This window comes from Blastococcus deserti, from assembly GCF_042682525.1.
GTDB classification, from domain to species: Bacteria; Actinomycetota; Actinomycetes; order Mycobacteriales; family Geodermatophilaceae; genus Blastococcus_B; species Blastococcus_B deserti.
In genome coordinates, this window is sequence record NZ_JBHUHP010000015.1 from 134,061 (window position 1) to 155,898 (window position 21,838).

At 74.9% G+C, this 21,838-nt stretch carries 22 protein-coding genes and 2 pseudogenes; 8 read left to right on the forward strand and 16 right to left on the reverse strand.

Going from position 1 to position 21,838, the window contains the following annotated elements:
- Together ACFSHS_RS15365 and ACFSHS_RS15370 are read right to left on the reverse strand one after the other, a co-directional pair.
- Positions 1–198, reverse strand: a pseudogene (locus ACFSHS_RS15365) (type IV toxin-antitoxin system AbiEi family antitoxin domain-containing protein); the annotation flags it as partial.
- The gene (locus ACFSHS_RS15370; RefSeq protein ID WP_376877833.1) at positions 195–551 is read right to left on the reverse strand and encodes a type IV toxin-antitoxin system AbiEi family antitoxin domain-containing protein; all 357 of its coding nucleotides are present in this window, start codon (positions 549–551) and stop codon (positions 195–197) included. The pseudogene ACFSHS_RS15365 and the gene ACFSHS_RS15370, both read right to left, overlap by 4 nt.
- A gap of 334 nt (positions 552–885) precedes the next feature.
- On the opposite strand from ACFSHS_RS15370, the gene dnaK reads away from it, so the two are divergent.
- Genes dnaK through ACFSHS_RS15395 form a run of 5 tightly spaced genes read left to right on the forward strand, consistent with a single transcriptional unit; the run spans position 886 to position 5,790 of the window.
- On the forward strand, positions 886–2,751 hold the full coding sequence (dnaK, locus tag ACFSHS_RS15375; RefSeq protein WP_376877836.1) for a molecular chaperone DnaK: 1,866 nt from the start codon (positions 886–888) through the stop codon (positions 2,749–2,751).
- 31 nt (positions 2,752–2,782) lie between these two features.
- Positions 2,783–3,529, forward strand: a complete 747-nt coding sequence (gene grpE, locus ACFSHS_RS15380) for a nucleotide exchange factor GrpE (protein WP_376877839.1) — start codon at positions 2,783–2,785, stop codon at positions 3,527–3,529.
- 34 nt (positions 3,530–3,563) lie between these two features.
- Positions 3,564–4,766, forward strand: coding sequence for a molecular chaperone DnaJ (dnaJ, locus tag ACFSHS_RS15385; RefSeq protein ID WP_376877842.1), 1,203 nt, complete (start codon positions 3,564–3,566; stop codon positions 4,764–4,766).
- A complete protein-coding gene (locus ACFSHS_RS15390) occupies positions 4,763–5,203 on the forward strand; it encodes a heat shock protein transcriptional repressor HspR (protein WP_376877845.1) in 441 nt (146 codons plus the stop codon). Before dnaJ ends, ACFSHS_RS15390 begins: the two co-directional genes overlap by 4 nt.
- A complete protein-coding gene (locus tag ACFSHS_RS15395; RefSeq protein ID WP_376877848.1) occupies positions 5,200–5,790 on the forward strand; it encodes a MarR family winged helix-turn-helix transcriptional regulator in 591 nt (196 codons plus the stop codon). Before ACFSHS_RS15390 ends, ACFSHS_RS15395 begins: the two co-directional genes overlap by 4 nt.
- A 7-nt stretch (positions 5,791–5,797) precedes the next feature.
- Here ACFSHS_RS15395 and ACFSHS_RS15400 read toward each other — a convergent pair whose 3' ends face one another.
- From ACFSHS_RS15400 to ACFSHS_RS15465, 14 genes and pseudogenes are all read right to left on the reverse strand, one after another.
- Positions 5,798–7,174: an MmgE/PrpD family protein gene (locus ACFSHS_RS15400; protein WP_376877851.1), complete on the reverse strand. Its 1,377-nt coding sequence runs from the start codon at positions 7,172–7,174 to the stop codon at positions 5,798–5,800.
- The gene (locus ACFSHS_RS15405; protein WP_376877854.1) at positions 7,171–8,133 is read right to left on the reverse strand and encodes an LLM class flavin-dependent oxidoreductase; all 963 of its coding nucleotides are present in this window, start codon (positions 8,131–8,133) and stop codon (positions 7,171–7,173) included. Before ACFSHS_RS15405 ends, ACFSHS_RS15400 begins: the two co-directional genes overlap by 4 nt.
- A complete protein-coding gene (locus ACFSHS_RS15410) occupies positions 8,130–8,714 on the reverse strand; it encodes a hypothetical protein (RefSeq protein ID WP_376877857.1) in 585 nt (194 codons plus the stop codon). The genes ACFSHS_RS15405 and ACFSHS_RS15410 overlap by 4 nt, the downstream gene beginning before the upstream one ends.
- Positions 8,715–8,821: 107 nt before the next feature.
- Positions 8,822–9,175 carry a hypothetical protein gene (locus tag ACFSHS_RS15415; RefSeq protein WP_376877860.1) on the reverse strand — a complete coding sequence of 118 codons (354 nt, stop codon included), beginning with the start codon at positions 9,173–9,175 and terminating at the stop codon, positions 8,822–8,824.
- On the reverse strand, positions 9,172–9,756 hold the full coding sequence (locus ACFSHS_RS15420; RefSeq protein WP_376877863.1) for a pyridoxamine 5'-phosphate oxidase family protein: 585 nt from the start codon (positions 9,754–9,756) through the stop codon (positions 9,172–9,174). The genes ACFSHS_RS15415 and ACFSHS_RS15420 overlap by 4 nt, the downstream gene beginning before the upstream one ends.
- Positions 9,753–10,631, reverse strand: coding sequence for a DUF3891 family protein (locus tag ACFSHS_RS15425; RefSeq protein WP_376877866.1), 879 nt, complete (start codon positions 10,629–10,631; stop codon positions 9,753–9,755). Before ACFSHS_RS15425 ends, ACFSHS_RS15420 begins: the two co-directional genes overlap by 4 nt.
- A gap of 2 nt (positions 10,632–10,633) precedes the next feature.
- Positions 10,634–11,995 (reverse strand): MmgE/PrpD family protein, encoded by a 1,362-nt coding sequence (locus tag ACFSHS_RS15430; protein WP_376877869.1) that lies wholly within the window; start codon positions 11,993–11,995, stop codon positions 10,634–10,636.
- The gene (locus tag ACFSHS_RS15435; RefSeq protein WP_376877872.1) at positions 11,992–13,311 is read right to left on the reverse strand and encodes an MmgE/PrpD family protein; all 1,320 of its coding nucleotides are present in this window, start codon (positions 13,309–13,311) and stop codon (positions 11,992–11,994) included. The genes ACFSHS_RS15430 and ACFSHS_RS15435 overlap by 4 nt, the downstream gene beginning before the upstream one ends.
- 44 nt (positions 13,312–13,355) lie before the next feature.
- Entirely contained in the window at positions 13,356–14,762 is a 1,407-nt protein-coding gene (locus ACFSHS_RS15440; RefSeq protein WP_376877875.1) for an MmgE/PrpD family protein, read from the reverse strand.
- Positions 14,759–15,598, reverse strand: a complete 840-nt coding sequence (locus ACFSHS_RS15445; protein WP_376877878.1) for a cyclase family protein — start codon at positions 15,596–15,598, stop codon at positions 14,759–14,761. Before ACFSHS_RS15445 ends, ACFSHS_RS15440 begins: the two co-directional genes overlap by 4 nt.
- Positions 15,595–16,473, reverse strand: coding sequence for an HpcH/HpaI aldolase/citrate lyase family protein (locus ACFSHS_RS15450; protein WP_376878001.1), 879 nt, complete (start codon positions 16,471–16,473; stop codon positions 15,595–15,597). The genes ACFSHS_RS15445 and ACFSHS_RS15450 overlap by 4 nt, the downstream gene beginning before the upstream one ends.
- Positions 16,470–17,201 carry a CaiB/BaiF CoA transferase family protein gene (locus ACFSHS_RS15455; protein WP_376877881.1) on the reverse strand — a complete coding sequence of 244 codons (732 nt, stop codon included), beginning with the start codon at positions 17,199–17,201 and terminating at the stop codon, positions 16,470–16,472. Before ACFSHS_RS15455 ends, ACFSHS_RS15450 begins: the two co-directional genes overlap by 4 nt.
- Before the next feature lie 37 nt (positions 17,202–17,238).
- Positions 17,239–17,655 (reverse strand): annotated as a pseudogene (locus ACFSHS_RS15460) (CoA transferase); the annotation flags it as partial.
- A complete protein-coding gene (locus ACFSHS_RS15465; RefSeq protein WP_376877884.1) occupies positions 17,652–18,449 on the reverse strand; it encodes an IclR family transcriptional regulator in 798 nt (265 codons plus the stop codon). The pseudogene ACFSHS_RS15460 and the gene ACFSHS_RS15465, both read right to left, overlap by 4 nt.
- A 264-nt stretch (positions 18,450–18,713) precedes the next feature.
- Between ACFSHS_RS15465 and ACFSHS_RS15470 the strand changes: the two genes are divergently transcribed.
- From ACFSHS_RS15470 to ACFSHS_RS15480, 3 genes are all read left to right on the forward strand, one after another.
- On the forward strand, positions 18,714–19,967 hold the full coding sequence (locus ACFSHS_RS15470; protein ID WP_376877887.1) for an ABC transporter substrate-binding protein: 1,254 nt from the start codon (positions 18,714–18,716) through the stop codon (positions 19,965–19,967).
- A complete protein-coding gene (locus ACFSHS_RS15475; RefSeq protein WP_376877890.1) occupies positions 19,964–21,019 on the forward strand; it encodes a branched-chain amino acid ABC transporter permease in 1,056 nt (351 codons plus the stop codon). Before ACFSHS_RS15470 ends, ACFSHS_RS15475 begins: the two co-directional genes overlap by 4 nt.
- A partial coding sequence (locus ACFSHS_RS15480) for a branched-chain amino acid ABC transporter permease (protein ID WP_376877893.1) occupies positions 21,016–21,838 on the forward strand: 823 nt, incomplete at its 3' end. The genes ACFSHS_RS15475 and ACFSHS_RS15480, both read left to right, overlap by 4 nt.

The following is a 21,838-nucleotide window of genomic DNA, read 5'->3' on the forward strand; positions in this document are numbered from 1 at the left end:
CCAGTGGTGGACCGCCGCAGCCGAGCGGCGCAGGTCGTCGATCGTCGTCCGCCCGGCCAGCAACGCTCCGTCCATGGCGACCACGGCGTCCGCCAGGGGCCACTCCCGGGCGCAGTCCACGAGGGTCCTCGGGGCAGAGGTCAGGCGGAGCGGCCCCGCCCGCCACCGTTCCCCCGGCGTCAGGGGTGCGCACGTCATGCGCCAGTCCTGCCCGCGCCGCCACCGGTCCGGGTCGTGAGCCGGATGGTGGGATCCATCCCACGGGGCAGCGGCACGTCCCAGAGGTGGGCGGCCGATCCGTGGCTGATCGCCGCGGTCTGCCGGTCGAGGCTCATCAGGACGGCGAGGCACTCCATGTCGAAGCGGTGAGCGCGCTCGTCGCCGGCGGCCAGGTCCTCCGCGGTCACGAGGATGCCGCGCCGCAGCCGGATCGACCGGCCCGTGCGGCAGGGTCTCCGGATCTCACCGTGCCCGTACCCCGCGAGCTCCGCCTCCGCGGTGGTGAACAGTCCGAACCGCTTCTCGGCGCGGGATCGCAGAGCAGGGTGCACGCGTCGATGGTGCGGGCTCGGGAGCTGGCGCGGGGGCGGTGCCCACGGGCTGTGGACGGTGCGCTCGGGTGTGGAGCGCGGACCTCGCGTCGATGCCGCCGCCCTGATGCTGCGGCGCGAGGACGGCGGCCCGGGGGTGAGGTCGGCCGCAGCGGTGGGCCGAAGAAGCAGAAACATGGCGGTCCCCGGAACATGCCCGGGATCCCTGCCGTTAGGGTGGGCAGGAAAGTTGAGTGGACCACGCGCAAGTAGCGTCGAGGGGCCTCGACTACCGGGACAAGCGAAACACACCAAGAGCACGACCAGACCAGCACACGGAAGAGAGGCCATCCCCATGGCTCGAGCGGTCGGTATCGACCTCGGCACCACCAACTCCGTCGTCACCGTCCTGGAGGGCGGCGAGCCGACGGTCATCGCGAACTCCGAGGGCTCCCGCACCACCCCGTCCGTCGTCGCCTTCGCCAAGAACGGCGAGGTGCTCGTCGGCCAGTCCGCGAAGAACCAGGCGGTCACCAACGTCGACCGCACCATCCGGTCGGTCAAGCGGCACATGGGCACCGACTGGAAGTCGCCGGAGATCGACGGCAAGCGGTACACGCCGCAGGAGATCAGCGCCCGCATCCTGCAGAAGCTCAAGCGGGACGCCGAGACCTACCTCGGCGAGCCGGTGACCGACGCCGTCATCACCGTGCCGGCCTACTTCGAGGACGCCCAGCGCCAGGCCACCAAGGAGGCCGGTGAGATCGCGGGCCTCAACGTCCTGCGCATCGTCAACGAGCCGACCGCGGCCGCGCTGGCCTACGGCCTGGACAAGGGCGAGACCGAGCAGACGATCCTCGTCTTCGACCTCGGTGGCGGCACCTTCGACGTCTCCCTGCTCGAGATCGGGGACGGCGTCATCGAGGTGAAGGCCACCGCCGGCGACAACCACCTCGGTGGTGACGACTGGGACCAGAAGGTCGTCGACCACCTGGTCAAGACGTTCAACGCCTCCAACGGCATCGACCTGTCCAAGGACAAGCTGGCCATGCAGCGGCTCCGCGAGGCCGCCGAGAAGGCCAAGATCGAGCTGTCGGGCGCGCAGTCGACCAACATCAACCTGCCCTACATCACCGCCGGCGCCGAGGGTCCGCTCCACCTGGACGTGACCATCACCCGCGCCGAGTTCCAGCGGATGACGCAGGACCTGCTCGACCGCACCCGGGCGCCGTTCAACCAGGCGATCCGCGACGCCGGCATCTCGGTGAACCAGATCGACCACGTCGTCCTCGTGGGTGGCTCGACCCGCATGCCCGCCGTCACCGACCTGGTGCGCGAGCTGACCGGTGGCAAGGAGCCCAACAAGGGCGTCAACCCCGACGAGGTCGTGGCCATCGGCGCCGCGCTGCAGGCAGGTGTCCTCCGCGGCGAGGTCAAGGACGTCCTGCTGCTCGACGTCACCCCGCTGTCCCTGGGCATCGAGACCAAGGGCGGGATCATGACCAAGCTCATCGAGCGCAACACCACGATCCCCACCAAGCGCTCGGAGATCTTCACGACGGCCGACGACAACCAGCCGTCGGTGCAGATCCAGGTCTTCCAGGGCGAGCGCGAGATGGCCGCCTACAACAAGAAGCTCGGCATGTTCGAGCTGACCGGTCTTCCGCCGGCGCCCCGCGGCGTCCCGCAGATCGAGGTCGCGTTCGACATCGATGCGAACGGCATCGTGCACGTCCACGCCAAGGACCTCGGCACGGGCAAGGAGCAGTCGATGACCATCACCGGCGGCTCGGCCCTCCCCAAGGAGGACATCGAGCGGATGATGAAGGACGCCGAGGCCCACGCCGAGGAGGACCGCAAGCGCCGCGAGGAGGCCGAGACCCGCAACCTGGCCGAGTCGCTGCAGTACCAGACCGAGAAGTTCCTCGCGGAGAACGGCGACAAGATCCCGGCCGACAAGAAGGAGGAGCTCGGCGAGGCCCTGACCGAGCTGCGCTCCGCACTCGGCGGCTCGGACATCAACGCCATCAAGACCGCGCAGGAGAAGGTGGCCCGGGTCTCGCAGGAGGTCGGTGGCGCGCTGTACGCCCAGAACGCCGAGGCGAGCGCGTCGGCGGAGTCCGGTGGCGCGACCGGCGGGGCGAGCGCGTCGGCCTCGACCGCTGACGACGACGTCGTCGATGCCGAGATCGTCGACGAGGACACCGACAAGCGGTCATGAGCGCCAAGACCGACGCTTGTGGAGGTCGGCAGTGACAGACCGGAACGACGAGGCGCCGCGGGTCGTCATCCGCGACAAGCGGCGCATCGATCCGACCAGCGGCACGGTGCGGGTGCCGGCCGGCGAGCAGCCGGCCGGCACCACCCCTACCCCCGACGGCACGGTCCGAGAGGAACAGATGAGCGAGCACGAGACGACGGTCGCGGCCGAACCGGCGCCCACCCAGGCGCCACCGCCACCCCCGACGCCCTCCGATGCCGGTGAGCTGGAGAAGCAGCTGGCCGAGCGGACCGAGGACCTCCAGCGGGTGACCGCGGAGTACGCCAACTACCGCCGGCGGGTCGACCGCGACCGGTCGCTGGTCGTCGACCAGGCGGCCGAGCGGTTCGCGCTCCAGCTGTTCCCGATCGTCGACGACATCGAGCGGGCCCGTGACCACGGGGACCTGACCGGTGCCTTCAAGGTGGTCGCCGACCGCATCCTCGGGCTGCTGGACGGCCTGGGCGTGGAGGCGTTCGGGAAGGCGGGCGATCCGTTCGACCCTTCGCTGCACGAGGCGGTCATCCACGACACCTCGTCCGAGGTGAGCGTCCCGACGGCGACCACCGTCCTGCGCCAGGGGTTCCGGCGCGGCGACCGGGTCCTCCGCACGGCCATGGTGGCGGTCACCGACCCGGAGTTGCCCGCGGCCGACGCTCCGGCAGCCGAGACCGACGCCCCGGCCCCGGCGGCCGACGCGCAGGCACCCGCGGCGGACGACCAGCCGGCCGCCGGCTGACCGCCGCCCGACAGGCACGGAGAGGGGGCGTCCGATGAGCACCCGGGACTTCATCGAGAAGGACTACTACGCCGCGCTGGGCGTCCCCAAGGACGCCGACGCCGCGGACATCAAGAAGGCGTACCGCAAGCTGGCGCAGGAGCTGCACCCGGACAAGAACCCCGGCAACGCCGACGCGGAGGCGCGCTTCAAGGAGGTCTCCGAGGCCTACGACGTGCTGTCCGACCCGAAGCGGCGCGGTGAGTACGACGAGGCACGGCGGCTGTTCGGGGCGGGCGCCCGGCCGGGCGGGTTCCCGGGCGGGTTCCCCGGAGGTGGCGGTGGCCAGCCGTTCGACCTCGGCGACCTGTTCGGCGGCACGGCCGGCGCGGGCGGCGGCCGGGGTGCCGGCGGGCTGGGCGACCTGCTCGGCGGCCTGTTCGGTGGCGCCGCCGGCGGTGGGGCGCGCGCCCGGAGCCAGGCGGCGTCCGGTCCCGCGCGCGGCCAGGACGTCGAGACCGAGGCGACGCTCTCCTTCGAGGAGGCGGCCCTCGGCGTGACCGTCCCGCTGCGGATGCAGAGCCCCGGCACGTGCCCGACCTGCAACGGCAGCGGCGCGCGGCCCGGCACCTCGCCGCACACCTGCCCCGTGTGCCAGGGCGCGGGCGTGACCAGCCGGAGCCAGGGGGCGTTCGCGTTCTCCGAGCCCTGCCGCAACTGCCGCGGCACCGGCTCGGTGGTCGACGACCCGTGTCCCACGTGTGCCGGCAACGGCGTGACCACCCAGACCCGCACCATCACGGTCCGCATCCCCGCCGGGGTCAAGGACGGCCAGCGCATCCGGCTGCCCGGCAAGGGCGCCCCCGGACGGCGCGGTGGGCCCGCCGGTGACCTGTTCGTCGTCGTGCACGTCTCCGAGCACCCGTTGTTCGGGCGCAAGGGCGACGACATCACGCTGACCGTGCCCATCACCTTCGCCGAGGCGGCCCTGGGGACGACGATCACGGTGCCGACCCTCGACGGCAACGTCTCGCTCAAGGTCCCGGCCGGCACCTCCAGCGGCCGGACCCTCCGCGTCCGGGGCCGGGGCATACCGGGGAAGGGCCGGTCCGGCGATCTGCTGGTGACCCTCGAGGTGGCCGTGCCCGCCCGGCTGACCCCGGCGCAGCGGAAGGTGGTCGAGGCCCTCGCCGAGGAGATGGACGAGGACCCGCGTCCGCAGATCACCGCGGCGGTGCAGGCCGGAGGTGAGCGATGAGCAGCACGCACCAGGACGGGGCGCGCTCCGTGGCCGACGACGCTCCCGTCTTCGTCATCTCGGTCGCCGCCGAGCTGGCCGGCATGCACGCCCAGACGCTGCGCCAGTACGACCGGCTGGGCCTGGTGAGCCCCGGCCGCACCCCGGGCGGCGGCCGGCGGTACAGCCCGCGGGACGTCGCACTCCTGCGCGAGGTGCAGCGCCTGTCCCAGGAGGACGGCGTGAACCTGGCCGGGATCAAGCGGATCATCGAGCTGGAGTCGCAGGTGGAGGCCCTGCAGGCCCGCGTGCGCGAGCTGCTGGAGGCCCTCGACGTGTCCGAGGCCCGGAGGATGGCTGCCGAGGCCGCCGTCCCCGCCGGCTACCGGCGTGACCTGGTGCCCCGGAGCAGGCCGGGCTCCGCGCTGGTCGTCTGGCGCCCGCGGGCCGAGCGATGAGCGGTCCGGCGAGCCGGACCGACCCGCACGGCACCGACCGGCCCGGCACCGACCGGCCCGGCATCGACCGGCCCGGCATCGACCGGCACGGCACCGATGCGCACGGCACCGATGCGCACGGCACCGATCCCCATGAGGCGTTCGTCCGGCTGGAGCGCGAGATCGGCCTGCTGCTGCGCCGTGCCCGCGCCATCTCCGCCCGCCTCGCCGGTGAGCTGCACCCCGACCTGGACGGCGCGGCGTACGGCCTGCTGGCCCTGCTGGAGGACGCCGGCCCGCTCCGCGCCGGCGACCTCGTGGCGCGCCTGGGGCTGGACAAGAGCACGGTCAGCCGCCAGGTGTCGCAGCTGGTCGACCTCGGCCTCGTCGCCCGCGCCCCGGACCCCGTGGACGGGCGGGCGCAGGTCCTGACCCCCTCGGCGGAGGGCTCGGCCCGGCTCGCGCGGATCCGGGAGGTGCGCCGCGCCCGCTGGGAGTCCGACCTCGGCGACTGGCCGCCCGAGGACGTCGCACAGCTGGCCGAGCTGCTGGCCCGGCTGAACCGGCTGGGCGAGGCCCGCGAGGCCGAGGTGCGGGGCACCGCCTGACCCCGGCTCACCCGCCGGCCAGCAGCGCGAGGACCCGCCGCGCCAGGACGGTGACGCTGCTCGTGTCGCTGCCGTCCGGATCGAGCAGCGCGGCGAGGACGTCCTCCGTCAGCGAGGGCTCGACCACGGCACCGACGTTGCCGCGGAACTTCGCCACCACCTCTTCCCGGGACAACGGGGTCGCGGGATTCCCCCGGGCGTTGCGCACCTCCGTGGACAGCGTCCGGCCGTCGGCGGTCCGCACCTCCACCCGTGCCGGGCGCTCCATCGGCAGGGCGGCGGTGTACCGCGGGTCCTCGTGGACGGTCACCCGGCGCGCCAGCCCGGCCACCGCCGCCCGGGACAGCTGCTCCGGCAGGAAGGACCCCGCGTCCAGGACGCCGTCGGTGAGCAGGGCGGCGACGCTGTAGGGCAGCGAGAACCGGGCGTGCATGTCGGAGCGGACCTCGACCGCGTCCAGGCTCGCCGCGAAGGCGAAGGTGTGCACGGCGACGCCGCGCACGTCCCCGCCCCGCACCCCGGACGACGAGGTGGCCGCCAGCACGGCATCGAGGGCCGGATGGATCCAGCGGGCGCAGGCGTAGGGCTTCAGATAGCTGTTGACCAGTTCCCACCGGCTGCCGAGGTCCCCGACGAGCTGCTCGACGGACAGCTCGGTGCAGACGGCGGAGTCGAACAACGCCGAGTACGTCGCGGCGCCGTCGTCCCCGGCGCTGGAGGCCAGCTCGGACGCCAGCGCCCCGTACCAGCTGCCGAGGCCGGTCCAGACGTTGCGGACGGTGGCACCGTGCATCGGTGCGGCCAGCGTCGCCGCGAGCGGGAGCGAGGAACCGAGCAGGAACGCCCGCGACAGCTCGGCGGCGCCTCCTCCCCGGGCGAGGACCCCGGCCAGGGCGGCCGCGGCGGGTCCGTGCACGCCGTGCGGGTGCAGCCCCGGCCGCAGCGACGACGCCGTGCCACTGCGCAGCCCCACCTCGTTCGCGACGACGAAGATCTCGAGCAGGCGCCGGTCGCTCATCCCGGTCGCCGCCGCGGCGTGCAGGAGGACCGGCAGCGAGTGCGGTGCCGGGTGCGCGGTCGGGACCGGCGGCAGCCGGTGGCCCTGGGGATGGAAGGACCCGCCCGAGTCGGCGTCCAGCCACGTCGCGGCCGTACCGAGGGTGAGCAGCAGGCCGAACGGCACCGGACCGGCCTCGGCCCCGTCGGCGACCGCGCGGGACAGCTCCCGCACCGGCGGGTACCGCAGGCCGCCGAGCAGCGCGCCGAGGGTGTCGACGAGCAGCAGCCGGGCGAAACCGACGACGTCCTCGGGGACGTCGTCCAGCCGCGTTCCGGCGGCGAAGCGCCCGATCGCTGCCACCTGGGCGTCGCCGAGGGCCGTCACCGGTGTTCCTCCCCGTCCCCGAGGCCGTGCCGCACCGCGCCGACCAGCTCGGGTAGCCGCTCGAGGGTCCCGGGGAGGGCGCCGGCCAGCACCACGCCGGTCGCGCCGAGGCCCGCCAGCGGCCGGATCCGGGCGGCGATGCGGCCCGGGTCGCCGGTGAGGACGAACCGGTCGCGCACCAGCCCGTCCGCCTCGGTCCGGGCCCCGCCGCGCGCTCCGGCGGAACCGTGCCGTGCGTAGTCGTGCGACTCGGCCACCGCCCGGACGGCGTCCAGCTCCTTCCCGGAGACGCCGTACCACTCGGGCGCCGCGACGATCCGCATGGCGCACGACCCCAGCAGGGGATCGGTCGCGGTGGCCGCCTCCGCCTCGGACGAGGTCGGCGTGGCCCGGAGGAACAGCCACACGGTGGCGTCGGCAGCGTGCTCGCGCGCGAGCCGGACCGCGCGGGCCACCACCCCGGGGTCCACGCCGACGTCGACCAGCACCCCGCCGAGGGCCGCCGCGGTCGCGGCGATGGTCCGCGGGCCCGACGCGGCACCCAGGATCCGGCCCGGTGCGACGGGCGCGCCGTCGTCCGTGGTCAGCGCGGCGCGCAGGGACGCCAGCGCGGCGGTGTGGTCCCGGAGCGGAGGCATCGGGAGGCCCTCGTTGCGCACCGAGCTCTCCCCGCGCCCGACGACGGCGAAGGCCCGCCCCGGATGGCGGAGCTCCAGCGTGCGGAGGGCGCCGGCGACGGTGGCGGGATGACGGAGGCCCAGGCTGGCCACGCACGGTCCGGCCAGCCCGGCCGCGGTCGCGTCCAGGATCCGCTGGGTCTCGACGAAGCCGTCGGCGAACAGCCGCGGGCTGTCGAGCAGGCCCACGCCGTCGACTCCTCCGGCCAGCGCACGCGCGGCGCTCCGCACGGGGTCCGGCCCGTGCCAGGGCGCGGCGATGTTGAGCAGCAGCGCGGTCATGCCAGCCCGGCCAGGAGACCGCCGGCGTGGGAGCCCGTCCGCGCCGGAACCGGCGCGCCGCCGGAGGGGTCAGCGGGCAGCCCTCCCGCGGGCCGGCCGATGACCGTGGACACCGTGTGCGTCAGGGCACCGGGCATCCCGGTGAGACCGGCGCCCAGCACCCGGGGGGCCAGCCACCCGGCGGCGAGGCAGTGGCCGGCCCGCAGGCCGGCCTCCCGCGCGGTGCCGCCGACCGGTGGGGCGACGACCATGAGGGCGGCCGCGACGTCGAGCACCGGCCCGAGGCCGGACGGGTCCGTCCCGCCCGCCACGGCGGCGCACGCCGCGGCCGCGACGACGCCGATCGTGGGGGAGGCGGTCACCGCGCCGTCCCCGATGACGCCGGGCAACCCGGCGGCCACGGCCCGGCCCACGGCCACCGCCCGGTCGACGTCGGCCGCGTCCGCGTCCGGTGGCGCCGCCGCCAGGGCGACGAGCACCAGGCCGTCGTCCTCCGGTGCGGCCGCGTGGTGCAGCCGGGCGCCGTTCCAGAGCAGGGCCGGGTAGGCGGCGGCACGCAGCCCCGTGCCGAGCAGCGGCAACGGGGCGGCGGGCGCGGCGATCGCCTCCGCCCACGCCCGCAGCTCCGGAGGGACCGGCGCCGAGGCGAGGCCGGCCAGCCGGGCCAGGGCCGGGTCCAGCGACCCGGTCAGCGGGTGACCTCCGTGCTCTCCGTCACCACGTAGAACTTGAAGTCCGTCCGCCCCGCGGGGCCCCGCTCGGCCGGGATGGGGTTCTCCCGGAACCAGGCCAGGTAGTTCTCGTAGGCGGTCTCGTCGGCGTAGTGCATCTCGGCGATCCGGTAGAACGTGTAGCCCACCGGGACGTCCGCGGTCGCACCGGACGCCTGGCGCACCGGGCGCAGGACCTTGTTGAAGACGATCCGGTCCAGGTACGGGTTGGCCAGCAGGTCGGGGGCGTGCACGTCGAACAGCCACTCCTCGTACTCCTCGGGGGTGACGCCCGGCGCGATCTCGTAACCGAGGATGGTCTTGATGGTCATGGTTCTCCCTGGGGTGTACCGACCTGGGGTGGACCGACCAGTCCGGTCCGGTCGGGTGGGGTGAGGGTCCAGTCGAAGGACTGCGCGCCCGTGCCGAAGCCCTCCAGGCGCACGCGGTAGGGCTCGAGGTGGACGCCGGTGAGGTCGGCGAGCACCTGGTCGGCATCGCGCAGCGGCGCGCGGGTGAAGCCCTGGGCCCGCTGCCGGGCGACGTGCCGGGAGTAGCAGGCGACCGTCGCCTGTTCGTCCATGAACCGGGCGGTCCCGCGGACGAACACCGCCCGGGGCGGCAGCCGCCCGATGTCGAAGACGTGGGGGCGCTCGTTCGTCGCCCCGGGAGCGGGGTCGCCCACCCACGTCACGAGCGCCCGGGGATCCCGGCGCAGCTGGGCCAGCCGCGCGTGGCTGCGCCGCTGGACGAGGTCGACCGACCAGTCGTCGTTCAGGAACGCCGTCATCGAGCGCCCGACCGGGAAGCCGTGCCGGTCGATCGTCGTCACCTGGGCGAAGCCCGCCTCCTCGTGCACGAAGGCCAGGGCGGCCGCCAGCACCGCGGGCGGGACCGCCGCGGGCCCGGTCACGGCGCCTCCTGCGGAGACGGCACCAGGCGCCACGCAACGGCGTCCGTCGGGGTGGTCCGTACGCGCTCGGCCACCTCGGCGGAGCTCCACGGCCGGTCGGGGACGACGGTGTGCTCGACCTGCACCTCCACCGGCGCCCTGAAGGGGAAGGGGCTCAGGGTGACCTCGCCCGGGGACCGCACCGCGGCCGTGACCGCGATCCTCGGGCCGCCGGGGCGGGTGCCGACGGCCGGCAGCAGCACGTCCTCGACGGCGTGCTCGACCCTGCGCAGCTGCGGGCCCCACGGCACGGGCGCCGATCCCGGGCCCTCCTCGTCCGCCGGGGTGACCGCGAGGTAGAGCGAGAGCAGGTCCCACAGCTGGAGCAGCTCGTAGTTGTGCCAGAGCTCGGTCTCGAAGAGCGCGCGGGGCCGGTTCTCGGTCCACGCCCGCTGCTTCGCGTCGATCCAGCGCCGCTCCTCCTCGGCGACCACCTCGTCCTGCAGGCGGCGGTCCTCCTCGCTGCGGCCCACCCGGGCCGCCGCGCCGGGCGCCGACCAGCGGCCCCGGTACAGGCCCGTCCAGTGCATGCCGACCAGCACTCCGGCGTACACGTCGGCGAGGGAGACGCGCTCGACCCCCTGGCGGTAGAGCCGGATGTGCTCGCCGGCGTCTATGTCGGTGAAGTGCAGCGGACGCCGCTCCGCCTCGTCGAAGAGCACACGGGCGTCCCACGCGCGCCAGCCGTCGTCGTGGCGGGCGGCGGCGGTGCGCACCGGTCCGAGCGGGGTCGGGGCGGAGAAGGTGCCGTTGCCCCACGCGGCGGCGAGCTCGCCCGCCACGCGACCGTGCTCCACCTGCTGCACCAGCCGCAGGGCGCCGCCGCGCCGGGTCACGATCACCGGATCCCCCTGGCGGCCCGGCGCAGCGCCGTGCCGACGTCCCGCGCCCGGCCGCCCACGGCGAGCGCGTGGACCGCCGAGAGGACGTCGCCCCCGGACGTCCCGAAGCGGGCGGTGAGCAGGCGGCCGGCCTTGCCGGCGAGCTCGGCGCGGGAGAACGCCCGGTCCGCGTCCCCCCGGGGCCGGTCCGCCGAGGCGCTCCGCTCGCTGCCGTCCGCGAGCACGACCCGCACGCGGGCGGGCCGGCCGGCCGGGTACCCCTCGTCCAGCGCGGGGTCGTGGACGACCCGCACCCGCCGGGCCAGATCGACGACGTCGGGCGAGGTGACCGTCGCGTCGGTCATCGTGGTCTCGTCCAGCCGACCCGTCACCAGCGCCACGGCGACCGACGTCGGCACGCTGAAGCGGGCGGCGAGCTCTCCGTCCGCGACGGCGGCGAACGCCGCCGCCCCGGCCGACACCCGGACCTCCACGTCCCGCACGTCCCCGCCGCGCACGCCCTGGTCCAGCAGATCGGCGACGGCGTCGTTCACCCCGTGCAGGTGGGCGCAGGTGGGGTGGGCCTTCACGTAGCCGCCCAGCACCTCGTGCCCGCCCCAGCGGCCGTCGACCCCGAGGACCTCCGGGTCCCACGCCCGGGCCGCGACGGCGCCCAGGTGGCGGTCGAGCGAGCCGGCCCCGGGTTCCAGTCCGGCCACGGCCGCGATCCCGAGGCTCGTGCCGAGCTGGACCGAGGCGCCGAGGAACACGTGCGAGCCCGTCCGCCCGGCGAACACGGTGGCGGCGTCGGTGAGCAGGACGGCGGCCGCCGAGAGCTCGAGCGCCCGCCGGGCCGCCGCCGCGTCGCCGGGGGCGAGCAGGCGCGCCACGGCGGCGGAGACCGCGACCTGACCCCACGTGCCGATGTCGTGCACGCCGTCGGGCGTGCCGCCCATCGCCCGGCCGATCCGGACGCCGGCCTCGTACCCGGCGAGGGCGGCGGAGAGCGCCTCGGAGCCGTCGGCGTCGCGCTCCTCCGCCAGGGCGAGGACCGCAGGGACGACGTGGGAGGCGGGGTGGCCACGGGCGAGCCGGTGACCGTCCTGGAGCTGGTCGGCGGCCGCCGCGGAGGCGTTGAGGAAGGCGGCGACCGACGACGGCCAGCCGCGGGCGGAGCCGACGACGGTCGAGGCGCCCTCCGGCGCGACGGCATGCTCCTCGACGAGGCGGACGAGCTCCGGCCGGCCCGACCCCAGCGCCGCCACGGCGACGCAGTCGGCCACCAGGTCGGCGACGCGGTCGCGGACGGCCGCCGGGGAGTCCGGCCACGACGTGGCGGCGACGGCCCGGGCGAGGGCCGCGACCGGCCCGCCGGTCACGACCCGGTCCCGACGGCGGTCGGCAGGCCGCGCACGGACGCCGCCCCGGGCAGGTCCGCGCACCAGCGCAGGACGGCGTCGACGGCCTCCTCCCGCAGCGCCCGCGCCAGCAGCGACCGGTGCTTGGCGGCGATGACGGCGGCCGGGTAGGGGCGGTCCGGGCCGCCGGGCGGACGGTCCTCCGTGGCGGTGCGGACCCGGCCGTCCCGGGTCCGCACCGTCACCCGAGCGGCCCGGACGTCGGGGACGGCGGCGGTCATCTCCGGGTCCTCGACCACCGTCACGCGCGCCATGAGGGCCCGCAGCACCGGATCGGCCGCCGCCTCGTCGGTGTAGGCGTCGATCCCGTTGTCCCGGCGCACGATCCGGGCGGCGACCGAGTACGGGATCGAGTGCTTGCCCGCGAACCCGGTCGGTGGATCCCGGCCGTCGAGCCGCGTCGCCGGGTCGTACGTGGCGACCTCCACCGCGTCGACGTCCCCGGGGCCGAACCCGCCGGCCGCCAGCAGCGCCTCGGTTGCCTCGATCGGTGCGTGGTTCCAGGGGCTGCAGGCGTGCAGCTTGAGATAGCCGGTGGCCACGTATCGGAGGCTGCCCAGGTCCCGGTCGAGGTGCGCGGCGTCGAAGGACTCGCCCAGCACCTCGCCGTAGACGGTCTCCAGCGCGCGACGGTCGCCCGACGTGCCGCCTGCCGCCAGCTCGACGGCGAGCACGCCGTTGGCCGCCGTCACCCCGGTGAGCGCGTTCCGCACCGTCGCGCCCGTGTTGGCCGCCCGCTGCGTGGAGGCGGGCGTGAGGGCGGCGGCGACGAGCACCGCCTGCGTGGTCGTGTCGACGTCGCACCGCCGCAACCGTGCGACGCCGACCGCGGCCCCGCACGCCATCGCCGTCCCGAACGGGTGGACCACCCGCCGCAGGCGCACGCCGCGGGCGACGCGGACGGCCACCTCGTAGGCGGCGGCCGCCGCCTCGAGGAGCTCCGGGCCGGAGGCGTCCACCTCCTCGGCCACGGCCAGGACGGCCGGCAGCGTGTGGGCGCTCGGGTGGTTGGCCGCGGCGGGGTGGCCCTCGTCGAGCTCGAGCCGCACGGCCGCCAGCCCGTTGGCCAGGGCCGCCGCGGCCGGACTGGCCCCGCGGCCCGTCGCCAGCACGGTGGCCGGGCCGGGGCCGCCCGTGCGCGGGGCCGCCAGCGCCGCCGCCCCGACCTCCGGCTCGACCGCGGCGCCCACGATCGCGGCCACGGTGTCGGTGACGACCGTGACCAGGTGCGGGACGTCCTCCGGGCGCAGCGCCCCGGGACCCAGGGACCACTCCACGAGGCGCTCGAGGCGTTCCGCGGACGGCGGGGACCCACCGGGGGTCATCCCCGGACACCCGCCATGAGCGCCCGTACGTCCGGCGCCTCCGGGAGCGCGAGGCCCGCGTCGGCGACCGCGCGTGCGGTCTCGTCGTCGAGCACCCGGACCGCGTTGAGGCGGAACTTCTCCGCCAGCTCGGCAGAGGACAGGGGGTTGGCCGGACCGCCGCGGTTGGCGTCCACGCGGACCTCGTGCCGGGCGCCTCCGGTGGTGACCACGCGGAGCACGGCGGGGAACTGGTGGGGGAAGATCTCGTCGCAGCGGGCGTCCGGGACGCACCGCACCCGGGCGGCCAGCGCGAGCCGCACGGGGTCGGCGGCGGCCTCGTCGGTGAAGTCCTCGTGGAAGACGCCGAGGCCGCCTCCGCCGGTGAGCGCGGCGGCGACGGTGTAGGGCCCGCTGAAGGCGGCGTGGTAGCCCGAACGCGGGCGGGCCTTCTCCTCCGCGGGCTCGCCGATGGTGCGCAGCACGGCCGTCGGGGCGCCCAGCTCGATCGACTCGATGTCCTCGGGCCGGACGCCGCGGGAGCGGATCTCGAGCGCGGCGTCGATGCCGGCGTGCGTGAAGTGGTTGCACGGATAGGGCTTGAAGAAGATGCCGGGCAGCTCCCAGTGCTCGCCGATCCGGTCGACGACGGCGTCGACGTCGGCACGCTCGCCGCAGAACGCGTGCAGGAAACCGAACCGGCCCTCGATCACCGTGGGCGGACCGGTGAGCCCGTGCCGGGCCAGGTCGGCGGCCACCACCCCCGCGTGGGCGGCCCAGCCGCAGTGCACCCGTTTGACCGTGCCGCCGGTGCGGTTGGCCTCCAGCAGTCCGGAGCCCATGGACGCCGCGATCCCCGCCGCGTGCGCGATCCCGTCGGCGTCCAGCCCCCCGACCGTGGCGGCCGCGACCGCGGCCCCCACCGCTCCGCAGATCGACGTGGCGTGCTGTCCGCGCTCGAAGAACTCCGAGTTGCCGAGGGCGGCGTCGTAGCCGCCCATCCCGAGCCGGACGGCCACCTCGATGCCGACCCCGGCCCCGTCCAGGAGCGAGGCGCCACTGGCCCCGGTCGCCTCGGCCACGGCGAGCGCGGCGGGTACGACCGGTGACGACGGGTGCAGGACCGACGGCAAGTGGGTGTCGTCGAAGTCGAGCGAGTGCGCGAGGGTCCCGTTGACCAGTGCCGCCGCGGCGGCCGGGACGCGGAGCCCCGTCCCGATCGCGGTCGCGTCCTCGGGCCCGCCCCAGCCACGGACCACGGCGGTGACGGCCGAGGCGGAGACCTCCTCCGTCGCGGCCAGGCTGTTGCCCAGGAGGTCGAGCACCCGACGGGCGACGTCGTTCCGCAGGCCCTCGGGCAGCCCCGACGCCCGGGTCTCGGCAGCGAGCCCCGCCAGGCGGGCGACGACGGTGGGCGCGGTCATGCGGCCACCGCCGCGAAGGGACGCACGGGGGAGCCGGTGCCGCCCACGATGCGGAGCGGGGCCATCACGAAGGTGAACTCGGTGAGGCCGGCCGCGGCGGCGGCTTCGAGGTCCAGGTGCTCGATGATGTGGATGCCCGCCTGCACCAGCAGGATCCGGTGCACCGGCAGCACGCGGTGGCCGGCGCCGGCCGGGATCTGCTCGTAGGCGGTGGTGTCCGCGCCGGTCGCCACCACGCCGGCGTCGGCCAGCCACTCGCCGGCGTCGGTCGTCGGGCCGGGCACGCCGTCGGCCTGCCCGAGGTAGGTGGCGGCGTCGTCGAAGTGCTGCGCCCAGCCGGTGCGCACGAGCGCGACGTCGCCCTCCCGCAGCACCACCCCGGCCCGGGCCGCCGCCGCAGCGAGGTCGCCGGCGGTCACGCCGTATCCGGGCGGGAGGACGTCGACGCCCTTGGTGCCCGCCACGTCGAGCAGCACGCCGCGGGTGAGCAGCGCGGGGGTGTGCTCGGCGCCGAGCTCGGTGAACCGCCCACCGGTCTGCGCGGCCGCCGCGTCGACGCCGCCGTGCATCACGCCGTCGTGGCTGACGTGCGAGAGGGCGTCCACGTGGGTTCCCACGTGGCCGCCGGTCACGATGATCTCGTTGGCGGCGGAGCCGCCGTCCGGCCGGACCATGTCGCCGTGCCGGCGGATCAGGGCCATCCGGAAGCCGGGGTGGTTGGGCGAGCAGGGCATGCCGGTGAAGAACGGCTGCCCCAGCTCGATCAGGCGCACCCCGGCCTGCACGACCGCGAGCAGGGCGTCCGGGGCGGCGGTCGGCGTCTGGTGGGTGGTCATGGGGCCTCTCCTGCGCGGGGATCAGGGGCGGGGGGTTCGAGCGGCACGCGGGGACCCGCGCGATCGAGAACCGTGCGAGCGCGAGCCACCACGGCGGGATCGACGAACCGGCCGTGGGCGTCCAGTGCGGCGGCCTCCCCGCGGGCGGCCGCCTCGGCCGCGGTGGCGACGATGCCCTCCGCCGCCGCGACGTCCTCCGCCGACGGCGTGTACACGTCGTGGACGACCTCGATCTGCCGCGGATGGATCACCGACCGCCCGAAGAAGCCCGTCGCGCGGCCGGTCTCGCAGCTGGCCCGGAGCCCGGCCGGATCACCGACGTCCGTCCAGACGCTCTGGACCGGCGACGGCAGCCCGGCCGCGCGGGCCGCCACCACGACCCACCCGCGGGCCCAGGCGAGCCCCTGGTCCCGGTCGACGAGCAGGTCGGCGGCCAGGTCGGCCTCGCCGAGCCCGATGCCGACGACCCGGGCGTGGGCCCCGGCCAGCTCGCGGGCCCGCGAGAGTCCCCGGGCGCTCTCCAGCAGGAGCTGCAGCGGCGCCCCCGTGCGCTCGGCCACCTCGCGGACGACGTCGGGGTCCTCGGCCCGCGGTACCCGGAGGCCCTCCAGCCGGCGGCCGGCGAGCGCGGCGACGTCCCGGCGGCCGGGCTCGGTGCGGGGCGGGTTGATCCGCACCCACACCTGCCGCCCGTCGTCGTCGGCACGCTCGTCGAGCAGGGCGACGGTGAGGTCTCGGGCGGTGTCCTTCTGCGCCGCCGGCACGGCGTCCTCCAGGTCGATGACCACCGCGTCGGCGCCCGCGACCAGCGCCTTGGCCACCCGTTCCGGCCGGTGACCGGGCACGTAGAGCCAGGACCGCGGGACGACGCTCACACCGCCCCCTTCTTCCGCAGCTCCGCCACCTCGTCGGGACCGATGCCGATCTCGCCGAGGACCTCCTCGGTGTGCTGGCCGATGCTCGGGCCGGCGCTGCGGATCGCGCCGGGGGTCTCGGACAGCCGGAACAGCACGTTCTGCATCAGCACCGAGCCCAGCTCCGGGTCGGGCACGCGCACGAGGGAGCCGAGGGCCGCGAACTGCGGATCGGCCATGACGTCCCGGACGTCGTAGATGGGTGCGACCGCGGCCTGGGCCTCCTCGAAGGCGCGCACCACCTCGTCGCGGTCCCGCTCGGCGATCCACGAACCGACGGCCTCGTCGAGCTCGTCGGCGTGCTTCGCGCGCTCGGCACCGGACGCGAACCACGGCTCGTCGACGAACTCCGGCCGCCCCACCAGGTGCATGACCCGCTCGGCGATGCTCTGGGCGCTGGTGGAGACGGCCACCCAGCGGCCGTCGCGGGTGCGGTAGGTGTTGCGGGGGGCGTTGTTGGCCGAGCGGTTCCCGGTGCGCGGCTGGATCTGGCCGAGGGCGTCGTACACCGTCGGCTGCGGGCCCAGCAGGGTGAGGATCGGCTCGATGATGGCGAGGTCGACGACCTGGCCCCGGCCGGTGGTGTCCCGGGCGCGCAGGGCGGTCATGGTCGCGAACGCCGCCGCGAGCGCCGCGATGCCGTCGGCGAGGCCGAACGGCGGGAGGGTGGGGGGGACCGTCGGGCTCACCGGTGATGGCGGCGAACCCGCTCATGGCCTCAGCCAGGGTGCCGAAACCCGGCCGTCCCGAGTAGGGGCCGAACTGGCCGAACCCCGTTACCCGGACCAGGACCAGCCCGGGGTTGATCCGGGACAGCTCGTCGTAGCCCAGACCCCATCGCTCCAGCGTGCCGGGACGGAAGTTCTCGATGACGACGTCCGCCCCGGCGACCAGCCGCCGGAAGACGTCCTGGCCCTCGGGGGTGCCCAGGTAGAGGGTGATCCCGCGCTTGTTGCGGCCCACGACCTTGCCCCACAGCCCCACCCCGTCCTTGCTGGCGCCGTGGTAGCGGACGGGGTCGCCCTTCGGGTGCTCGATCTTGATGACGTCGGCGCCGAAGTCGCCCAGCATCGTGGCCGCGAGCGGGCCGGCGAAGAGCGTCGAGACGTCCAGGACGCGGAGACCGGCGAGGGCTGCGCTCATGCGATGGCCCGTCCTTCCATGCGAGGTAGACCGCCGCGCCAGCCCATCTCACGCGAGATGCGATCGGCGGCCGCGGTGACGAGCGGGACGAACCTGTCCCGTGCTGCGGAGTCGACGCGGGCGGCGGGCCCGCACACCGAGATGGCGCCCTTGACGTGGCCGTCCACACCGAAGACGGGAGCGGCGACCGAACCCGCACCCTCCTGGCGCTCGCCGTCCGAGCAGGCGAACCCGTGGGCCCGGACGTCGCGGATCCGCTGCCGCAGCCCGGCGGTGTCGACGATGGTCCGCTGCGTCAGCACGTCGAGCGGGCCGGCCAGCACGGCCTCGATCTCCTCGTCGGCGAGGAAGGCGAGGATGCACGTGCTCGAGCTCCCCGCGTGCAGGGGGAACCGGCGGCCCAGCTCCACGGTCATCTTGATCTCCCGCGGGCTCTCCACCTGGTCGAGGTAGACCCGCCCGCCTGGCACGTGGGCGGAGACGGTCGTGGTCTCACCGGTGCTGGCCTGGAGCTCCCGCAGCACCGGCATCGCGGCGACGCGCAGGTCCAGCTCGCGCAGGGCACGGGCGCCGAGGGCGGCGGCGGACGGGCCGAGGCGGTACTCCCGGGTCCCGGCGTCGGTCTCCAGCAGGCCGCGCTGCACCAGCGTGCGGAGGATGCGGTGCACGACGGCCTTCGAGAGTCCGAGGTCCCGCGCCAGCGCGGACACCCCCAGCGAGTCCGGGCCCTCGAGGAAGTTCAGCAGGACGTCGGCGACCCGCCCCGCGCCCTCGGTGCCTGCGCTGTCGGCCATGTCCCCCTCTTCTCGCGGCGTGCCGTGCTGCTCCGTACGCGTGCCCGCACGGGCCGCTGATGCGCTGCAGGCGCTTTGTTCCTGCTAGCGGAACGACCACCAGCGGGCTCACCCCACCACACTCGCGGCGACCGACCAGCCGAAATGTAGACGCAACAGCGACTTTGCCGCTACCTGTTGCCACGGCCGGGGCGCCGGTGACAGAGTGGCTCGCTACCAGTGTTCCGTGCAGAGGAACGCCCGCGCTCAGTCGGGAGATCGAACATGAGGAAGCCCTGGATCACTGCGATGGCGGTCGCGCTGCCGCTGGCGCTCGCAGCCTGCGGCGGATCGGCCCCGCCCGGCACCGAGGGCGGCGAGGGCGGTGCGGGCGGCGGTTCCGGCGAGACCATCACGATCGGCTCGCTGCACCCGCTCAGCGGGGCGGCGGCCGCCGACGGCCAGCAGATGGACAACGGCGCCAAGCTCGCCATCGAGGCGATCAACGAGGCCGGCGGTATCGAGTCCCTCGACGGCGCCCAGCTCGAACTCGCCAGCGCGGACACCCAGGGCGCCCCCGAGGTCGGGCAGAGCGAGGCGCAGCGGCTGATCCAGGAGGGTGCCGTCGCGCTGGTCGGCACCTACCAGAGCGCGGTGAGCCAGAACGTGGCCGCGGTGGCCGAGCGCAACTCCGTGCCGTTCGTCATCGACGTGTCCAGCGCGGACGCGATCCTCCAGCAGGGCTACCGGTTCACCTTCCGGCTCCAGCCCAGTGCCGCGGTGCTCGCGGAGCGGGGGGCGGAGTACCTGGCGGAGGTGTCCGAGAACGCCGGAGCGCCCGCGCAGCGTGTGGCCATCCTGCACGAGCAGGGGCCGTTCGGGACGGCGATCACCGAGACCTTCACCGCCACCGCCCAGGACCTGGGCATGGAGATCGGGCCGGTCATCAGCTACGACCCGGCCAGCGTCTCCGACTTCACCACCCAGATCACCTCGGTCCGCGAGGCCGGTGCCGACGTCCTCATGGTCGCCGGCTACTACCGCGACGGCGTGCTGGTGGCCAACGCCGTCAACACCGTCAAGCCGGGCCTGGACGCCGTGTGGGGCGTGGCGAACGGGGCCTTCGACACCCCGCAGTTCCCTGGCGAGGTGGGCGAGGCCGGTGAGGGGTACTTCGACGCCAACTACCGGCTGGACATGACCAACCCGGAGACCCAGGAGCTCGCCGAGCTCTACGAGGAGACCTACGGCGACGAGATCCGCACGGCCGCGGTCCTCTCGTACGACGCCGTCCGGGTCATCGCGGATGCGCTCGAGAGGGCCGGTGACGCCAGCCCGCAGGCGGTCCGCGACGCCATCGCCGAGACCGAGCTGGACTCGCTCATCGCCCAGGACGGGCCGATCTCCTTCGACGAGGCAGGTGAGAACGAGAACGCCGCACCGATCCTGATGCAGGTGGTCGACGGCGCGGTCAGGCAGGTGTACCCCGAGGAGTACGCCGAGACGGAGCCCGTCTACCCGGCCACGCCGGGCCAGTGACGGGCGGGACGACGGCGTCCGGCGTCCCCGCCGCGAGCGGGGGCGCCGGTACCGCCGAGGACTCCGTGCCGGAGACGCCGCTCGCCGCGCCCGCGAAGGGCGGCTCCCGGGCGGCCGTCTGGCGCCGGGCCGGCATCGCGGTCGGGATCGCCGTCCTGGCCCTCGGCCTGGCCTACTGGCGCACCGGCAACGAGGTCATCGTCACCCAGGCCGTGCTCACCGGGCTGATGATCGGCGGAGTGTACGGCCTGGTCGCCATGGGCCTGACCCTGATCTTCGGCGTGCTGGACATCGTCAACTTCGCGCACGGCGCGTTCCTGGCGGTGGCCCTGTACATCACCGTGGAGATGGTCGGCCGGTCCGGCGTCCACCCCTACCTCGCCCTCCTGGTGAGCGTTCCCCTGATGTTCCTCCTCGGGGCCGCGGTCCAGCGGTTCGTCCTGGCCGGTGCCATCGGGCGGCCGCTGGAGAACCAGCTGCTGATCACCCTCGGCGTCGCGCTGCTGATCGACAACGGGCTGTTGCTGTTCTTCGGCCCGAACCCGCAGTCGGTGCGGCTGCCCGGTGACCGGGGCGTGGAGATCTTCGGCGCCGTCGTCACGCTGTCACGGCTGCTCGCCTTCGCCGTGGCGCTGATCCTGGCGGGGCTGCTCTACCTGCTGCTGCAGCGCACCCGCCTGGGCACGGCCATCCGGGCCGTGGCCGCCAACGACAGCGGCGCCCAGATGGTGGGCATCGACACCCGCCGCATCTACATGGCGACGTTCGCCATCGGGACCGCGTGCGCCGGCGCCGCCGGCGTGCTCGTGGCGCCGCTGGTGACCATCGAGCCCACGACCGGCGAGCTGTTCAACATCATCGCCTTCGTCGTCGTGGTGCTCGGCGGCATGGGCAACGTGGTCGGCGCCGTGGTGGGCGGCCTGATCATCGGCCTCACCGAGCAGCTGGGCGCGCTCTACCTCCCCGGGCAGAGCCCGCTGCTGTCGGTCTTCATCGTCTTCGTCCTGGTGCTGTTCCTGCGTCCCCAGGGTCTGTTCGGGAGGAAGGCATGAGCACCGTCGTGGAGACCGTGGAGGAACCGCAGGCGCTGCCGAAGCCGGCCTGGGGCAAGCACCTGGTCGCAGTGGCGGTGCTGGCCGTCGTCCTCGCGCTCGTGCCCCTCGTCCTCCCCCCGGCGCAGCTGTCGGTCGCCGTCCGGGTGCTGATCTTCGCGATCCTGGCCCTCGGCTGGAACATCATGAGCGGCTTCGGGGGGATGTTCAGCTTCGGCCACGCCGCGTACTTCGGGCTCGGCGCGTACGTCAGCGTCTGGCTCCTGGTCGAGCGCGGGATCTCCCCCTGGATCGGCATGCTCGTCGGAATGGTCGTCGCCGCCGCCTTCGCCGCGTTCGTCGGCTTCCTCGCCCTGCGCTACCGGCTCAAGGGCGCGTACTTCGCGCTGTCGACGTTCGCGTTCGCCGAGATGCTGCGGCTGCTGGCCACCAACAGCGACCTGGTCAACCGGGCCGTGGGGTACAACGTGCCGATCCGCCCGGAGTCGTCGTGGGCGTTCATGCAGTTCGAGCCCGGCTCGGCCAACTACTTCTGGATCGCGCTGGCCCTCACCGTGGTCGCCCTGGTGGTGACGATCGTCTTCCTGCGCTCGAAGCTCGGCCGGTTCACCATCGCCGTCCGGGACGACGAGGACGCCGCCGCCGCGCTGGGCATCCCGGTGATGCGGACGAAGCTGATCACCATCGCCCTCTCCGGCGCCATCACCTCGGTGGCCGGCACCTTCTACGTGCAGTACTACTTCTTCGTCGACCCCGACGTCGCCTTCGGCTCCAGCGTCTCCATCCAGGCGATCCTCCCGGCGGTCATCGGTGGCGTCG

Bases quoted from the DNA above. Each gene is read 5' to 3' on its own strand.
- ACFSHS_RS15395 (WP_376877848.1), top strand. From the start codon at position 5,200: ATGAGCGGTCCGGCGAGCCGGACCGACCCGCACGGCACCGACCGGCCC.
- ACFSHS_RS15390 (WP_376877845.1), top strand. From the start codon at position 4,763: ATGAGCAGCACGCACCAGGACGGGGCGCGCTCCGTGGCCGACGACGCT.
- ACFSHS_RS15445 (WP_376877878.1), bottom strand. From the start codon at position 15,598: ATGACCACCCACCAGACGCCGACCGCCGCCCCGGACGCCCTGCTCGCG.
- ACFSHS_RS15405 (WP_376877854.1), bottom strand. From the start codon at position 8,133: ATGACCGCGCTGCTGCTCAACATCGCCGCGCCCTGGCACGGGCCGGAC.
- ACFSHS_RS15465 (WP_376877884.1), bottom strand. From the start codon at position 18,449: ATGGCCGACAGCGCAGGCACCGAGGGCGCGGGGCGGGTCGCCGACGTC.
- dnaK (WP_376877836.1), top strand. From the start codon at position 886: ATGGCTCGAGCGGTCGGTATCGACCTCGGCACCACCAACTCCGTCGTC.
- dnaJ (WP_376877842.1), top strand. From the start codon at position 3,564: ATGAGCACCCGGGACTTCATCGAGAAGGACTACTACGCCGCGCTGGGC.
- ACFSHS_RS15415 (WP_376877860.1), bottom strand. From the start codon at position 9,175: ATGACCATCAAGACCATCCTCGGTTACGAGATCGCGCCGGGCGTCACC.
- ACFSHS_RS15440 (WP_376877875.1), bottom strand. From the start codon at position 14,762: ATGACCGCGCCCACCGTCGTCGCCCGCCTGGCGGGGCTCGCTGCCGAG.
- ACFSHS_RS15470 (WP_376877887.1), top strand. From the start codon at position 18,714: ATGAGGAAGCCCTGGATCACTGCGATGGCGGTCGCGCTGCCGCTGGCG.